At 67.4% G+C, this 4,516-nt stretch carries 4 protein-coding genes and 1 pseudogene; 3 read left to right on the top strand and 2 right to left on the bottom strand.

Going from position 1 to position 4,516, the window contains the following annotated elements:
- From ACFWF3_RS25510 to ACFWF3_RS25500, 3 genes and pseudogenes are all read left to right on the top strand, one after another.
- A pseudogene (locus tag ACFWF3_RS25510) lies at window positions 1-184 on the top strand ((2,3-dihydroxybenzoyl)adenylate synthase); the annotation flags it as partial.
- Between the two features lie 69 nt (window positions 185-253).
- Complete coding sequence (locus tag ACFWF3_RS25505; protein WP_379315785.1) at window positions 254-1,837, top strand: FAD-dependent monooxygenase; 1,584 nt, start codon at window positions 254-256, stop codon at window positions 1,835-1,837.
- A complete protein-coding gene (locus ACFWF3_RS25500) occupies window positions 1,834-2,625 on the top strand; it encodes a TetR/AcrR family transcriptional regulator (RefSeq protein WP_379315783.1) in 792 nt (263 codons plus the stop codon). The genes ACFWF3_RS25505 and ACFWF3_RS25500 overlap by 4 nt, the downstream gene beginning before the upstream one ends.
- A gap of 12 nt (window positions 2,626-2,637) precedes the next feature.
- Here ACFWF3_RS25500 and ACFWF3_RS25495 read toward each other — a convergent pair whose 3' ends face one another.
- Together ACFWF3_RS25495 and ACFWF3_RS25490 are read right to left on the bottom strand one after the other, a co-directional pair.
- Window positions 2,638-3,255 carry a TetR family transcriptional regulator gene (locus ACFWF3_RS25495; RefSeq protein WP_378925674.1) on the bottom strand — a complete coding sequence of 206 codons (618 nt, stop codon included), beginning with the start codon at window positions 3,253-3,255 and terminating at the stop codon, window positions 2,638-2,640.
- Between the two features lie 114 nt (window positions 3,256-3,369).
- Window positions 3,370-4,516 (bottom strand): zinc-binding dehydrogenase (locus ACFWF3_RS25490; RefSeq protein WP_379315781.1); only part of this gene is annotated, 1,147 nt, incomplete at its 5' end.

Genomic DNA, 4,516 nt, shown 5'->3' with positions numbered 1-4,516 from the left:
GCACCTGCTCTCGCCCCGCGTCATGGAAGCCTCCCTCGCCTCCGGCGTGACCACGAAATTCAAATGGCCCGAACGACTGGAATGGGTCAGTGCCTTCCCGCAGACCAATGTGGGAAAAATCAACAAGAAGCAGCTGCGCGCCGATGTCATCGACAAGCTCGAGAGCGAACAGTCACCCGGCTAGATCGGCCGAAATCATTTCTCTGAATACGGCTGTGCCGAAGAAACGTGGATATCGAATGAGGAGTTCGTCATGAGGCTGGAGAAAGTGGCCGTGCTCGGGGGTGGCCCCGGCGGCTTGTACGCGGCGCGGCTGCTCAAGCGCAGTCACCCGGACGCGGAGGTTACTGTTTACGAACAGGGTTCGCCGGATACGACATTCGGGTTCGGCGTCGGTCTCGCCTCCCGCACGCAGCGCAATCTGCGCGCCGCCGACTCGTCCTCGCTGGAAGACATCGTCGCGTCCTCGCACGGGCACGAGATGTCGATGCGGATCGGCGACAACGTCGCGCGGATCTCGCACGGTGAGCTACTGGCGATCGCCAGGACCACCTTGCTGTCGGTGCTGCAGCGCCACGCCGAAGCCGCCGGCGTCCGGCTGTGCTTCGGCGAACGACGTTCGATCGACGACCTCGACGCCGATCTGATCGTGGCGGCGGACGGTGTCAACAGCGCCACGCGGACCGCGCTGGCCGCCACGATCGAACCGGACATCCGGACCGGCACCGGCCTCTACCTGTGGTGTGGCACCGACTTCGCCCTGCCGAGCGCGGTGTTCACCCCGATCACGACCGAGCACGGCACCTTTGTGGCGCACGCTTATCCCTACGCGCCCGACCGCAGCACATTCCTCATCGAAACCGACGAACGCACCTGGAAGCGAGCGGGATTCGACCTCACGACCGAACAGATCCCCGCGGCGGAATCCGATCACGAGTCCCTGGCGTACCTCGAGAAGGCGTTCGGTGACACCTTGCAGGGACACCACCTGATCGGCAATCGCACTCGCTGGCTGCGGTTCCGCACGGTCACCTGCCGCCGGTGGCACGCGGGCAATGTCGTACTCCTCGGCGACGCGGCGCACACCGCGCACTACTCCATCGGCTCGGGCACCAAACTGGCGATGGAAGACGCGATCGCGCTCGATCAGGCCATCGCCGAAGCCACCACGATCGAGGCGGCACTGGACGAGTACGAGAACCGCCGCCGCGCCGACGTCGAGCGCTTGCAGTCCATCGCCGCCCGCAGCGAGCGGTGGTGGGACGCGTTCGCCGAACGCATGGGCCTGCCGGTCGACCAGCTGATGATCAACTACATGACCCGTGCGGGAAAGGTTTCGCTCGAACGATTCGCCGCCTCCGCGCCCGAAGTCGCGAAACGCGGTGTCGCCGACTACGCGGGAGTCTCGCCTGACGCGGTCCCTGATGCCGGCCTGCTGGAGTGGGTGCTCGATCAGCCGCTGGAACGGGCCGAGCGGGCCTACCCCGATCGGCTTGCTCCCGCCGCGCTGCGTGACGACCCGTCGACCGTCGTCGTCGAACTCGACATCGATTCGGCCTGGAGTGCGGCGGCGGACGCCGTCATCGCGGGGCTTCCGCCGTCCGGCGTGATCTGGCTGACCGGGCGGCCCTCCCGCCAGGAGGTGCTCACCCGCCTCGACTTCGCCGAGCGTGTCACGTGGCGCTCGAAGGCCACGGTCATCGTCGATGTTCCCGAGGAATACCGGGCCGACGCCGCCGCCGGGCTCGCCGGCGGCCGCACCCACCTCGTCGACCTCACCGCCGTTGCCACCGTTGTGGCGGGATCACCGCGCGAGCGCGATAGTGCGCTGTCATGACAGCGCATAGCCTATCGAGGGTGAACACCGATGCACACGACGAGTCGCGACCCGCCGCCGCCCGACGCGCTACCCGTGGCCGGGCGGCGTCCGAACCCGCGGCGGGGGCGCAGAGCACCTCCCGGCGCGAACTCGTCGAGCGTGAGATCATGGAGCAGGCGACCATCCTGTTCGCGGAGAAGGGTTTCGCAGGCACCACCCTCCAAGATATCGCCAAGGCGACCGGTCTGACCCGCCCCGCGCTGTACCACTACGTCGCCAACAAAGACGATCTGCTGGCCCGCCTGGTGACCGAAATCGCCGAACAGCCCGCGCAAATCTTGCGCAAGATCAACGAACGCGCCGATCTCGATCCGGCGCAACGACTCCGCGAAATGGCGATGTCGATCGCTCTGCATCAGTTGGCGGCGCCCGACCGCTTCCGGCTGCTCCTGCGATCCGAAGCGGAACTGCCCGACGCGCTCGCGAACACCTACCGCAACAGCAAGCGCCGGGTCCTCAAGGAATTCATTGCCGTCATCGACGACGGCATCCGTGCCGGACAGTTCTACCCGGCTGATTCCCGCACCGCGGCGTTCGGCATCATCGGCATGCTGAACTGGATCGCGTTCTGGCACCATCCCGGGCAGGACGACGGCCCGGCCGCCGCCGCGCAGCTGGCCGACATGGCGATGCGCACCGTCGTGGATCCGGCAGCCGACACCAACGGACAAGGCGGCCCGCGCCGGATTCTCGAACGCCTGCGCCAGAACCTGGACTCGCTCGAGCAAACTCTCGGCGCAATCTGACGTAACAACCAGCTAGTCGATCGCCGGAGCTGTACCAGCCATGACGGGGAACAGGCCTGCGACGGCGGCGACGATCGCAGCGCGACGGGCTTCGCTGGATGGGTTGTGAACCTGTCCTTCGGCCAGGAAGTCGACGAGGTCGGGCTGCCAGGCCCAGGCCAGTGCGATCTGGGTGACGACGACCATGACGTCGATCGGATCCCACGCCGGATCGAGATACCCGGCGTCCTGCGCCTGTTGCAGCTGTTCGACAGTGCTGCGCACGGTCCGTCGCGCGGTACTCAGGAACGGGTTGCCCAGTGACTCGGCAATTTCCAGCCGCCCCCATTGCAGCAGCCGCAGATGGTCGGGATGGGCCATGAAGTAGTCGTGCACCCGCCCCGCGTAGCTGGGCAGGTCGGTTGCGTCCATCCGGGTGGCTTCGGTCATCATCGCCAGCTCGCGCTCGGCGATATGCCGATAGAGTGCGCGCTTGCCGCCGAAGTGCGCGTACAGCCGCTCTTTGCTCGTTTTCGCTTTGCTCGCGATCCGGTCGATGCGAGCGCCCGCTACTCCGTACTGCGCGAACTCGTCTGTCGCCGCGGCGACAATGCGGTCGCGAGTGGTGTCTGCATCAGCGGAGGTGGTCACTCCACAACGGTACCGGCCGAACTGTTCGGTATTGACGGTTCGTGGCTATTCCTGGGCGTTGAGTGCGCGGGCGGGCGACCGTATCAACCACCCCGTCGACCAACGGCTCCGGTCTCAGGGCGCAACTTTGTCGCTGCGCGGATCGATCAGGATCTTGGCGTGGTGGTCCGGGGAGCCCAGTGCGGCGAAGGCCGCTTCGACGCCGCCGAGCCCGACCGTACCGGTGATCAGCGGGCTGGGATCGACGGTGCCGTCGGCGATCATGTGCAGGGTGTCGCGGAATTCGCCGGGGTCGTAGCCGAGGACGAACCGCAGCTCGATCTCCTTGTTGATGGCGTTGGCGGGATGGAACGCATCCTGCTGCATGCACACCCCCACGACCACGACACGGGTAGACGGCGGTGCCGCGGTGAGGATCTGGTCGATGATGCCGGGCACGCCGACACATTCGAAGACGACCGGACCGGCCGGGCCGCGGTCGAGCATGTGGGCCGCGCGAAACAGGTACCACCACGGGACTTTGGGGATGCGGCGTACCCGTTCCATGACGTCGAAGCCCAGGTTCAGCAAGTCTGCGGCGCCGGCGATGCGGGGCGGCCTCGGCGCCGCCTCCCAGGCGGATTCGGTGGTCGGGTCGACCACGACGTCGGCGCCACAGGCGCGGGCCAGTTCCCGGCGGCGCGGGGAGAAGTCGCTCGCGATCACGGTGCGCACACCGGCGGCCTTCAGCATGGTGACGACGGCCAGCCCGATGGGGCCGCAGCCGATCACGAACGCGGTCTGCCCCTTGGCGATCCGGCTCTTGCGGACGGCGTGCCAGCCGACCGCCATCGGCTCGGTGAGTGCGGCGAGCTCGGGTGCGAGTCCGTTGGGGACCTCGAATGTCACCGACTCCTGCGTCAGCACCTGTTCGGCGTATCCGCCGGGGGCGTTCGAGGACAGCCCGGTGAGCTCCGGTTCGCGATCCCTGCGCAGAATCGGCATCGCGACCACCGGTGTGCCCGGCTTCCAGCGACGGTGGGTGTGTGGGCCGTACTCGGCGATCTCGCCGGTGAATTCGTGCCCGAGGACGATCCGCTGGTCCGAACGCATGAAGCCGCTGTAGCCGGTGGCGCCGGCGAGGTCGGCGAGTTCGTCGCAGTGCGTTCGTGCGTGCAGGTCCGAGCCGCAGATGCCGCAGCGGGTCACGGAGACGAGGATCTGGCCCGGCGCACAGGACGAGGAAGACCGGTGGCCACGGCGGCCCTCGGGACGCTGGCAC

Source organism: Nocardia sp. NPDC060220, from assembly GCF_042727815.1.
Classification (GTDB): Bacteria; Actinomycetota; Actinomycetes; order Mycobacteriales; family Mycobacteriaceae; genus Nocardia.
This window is presented reverse-complemented; position numbering and strand designations above follow the sequence as displayed.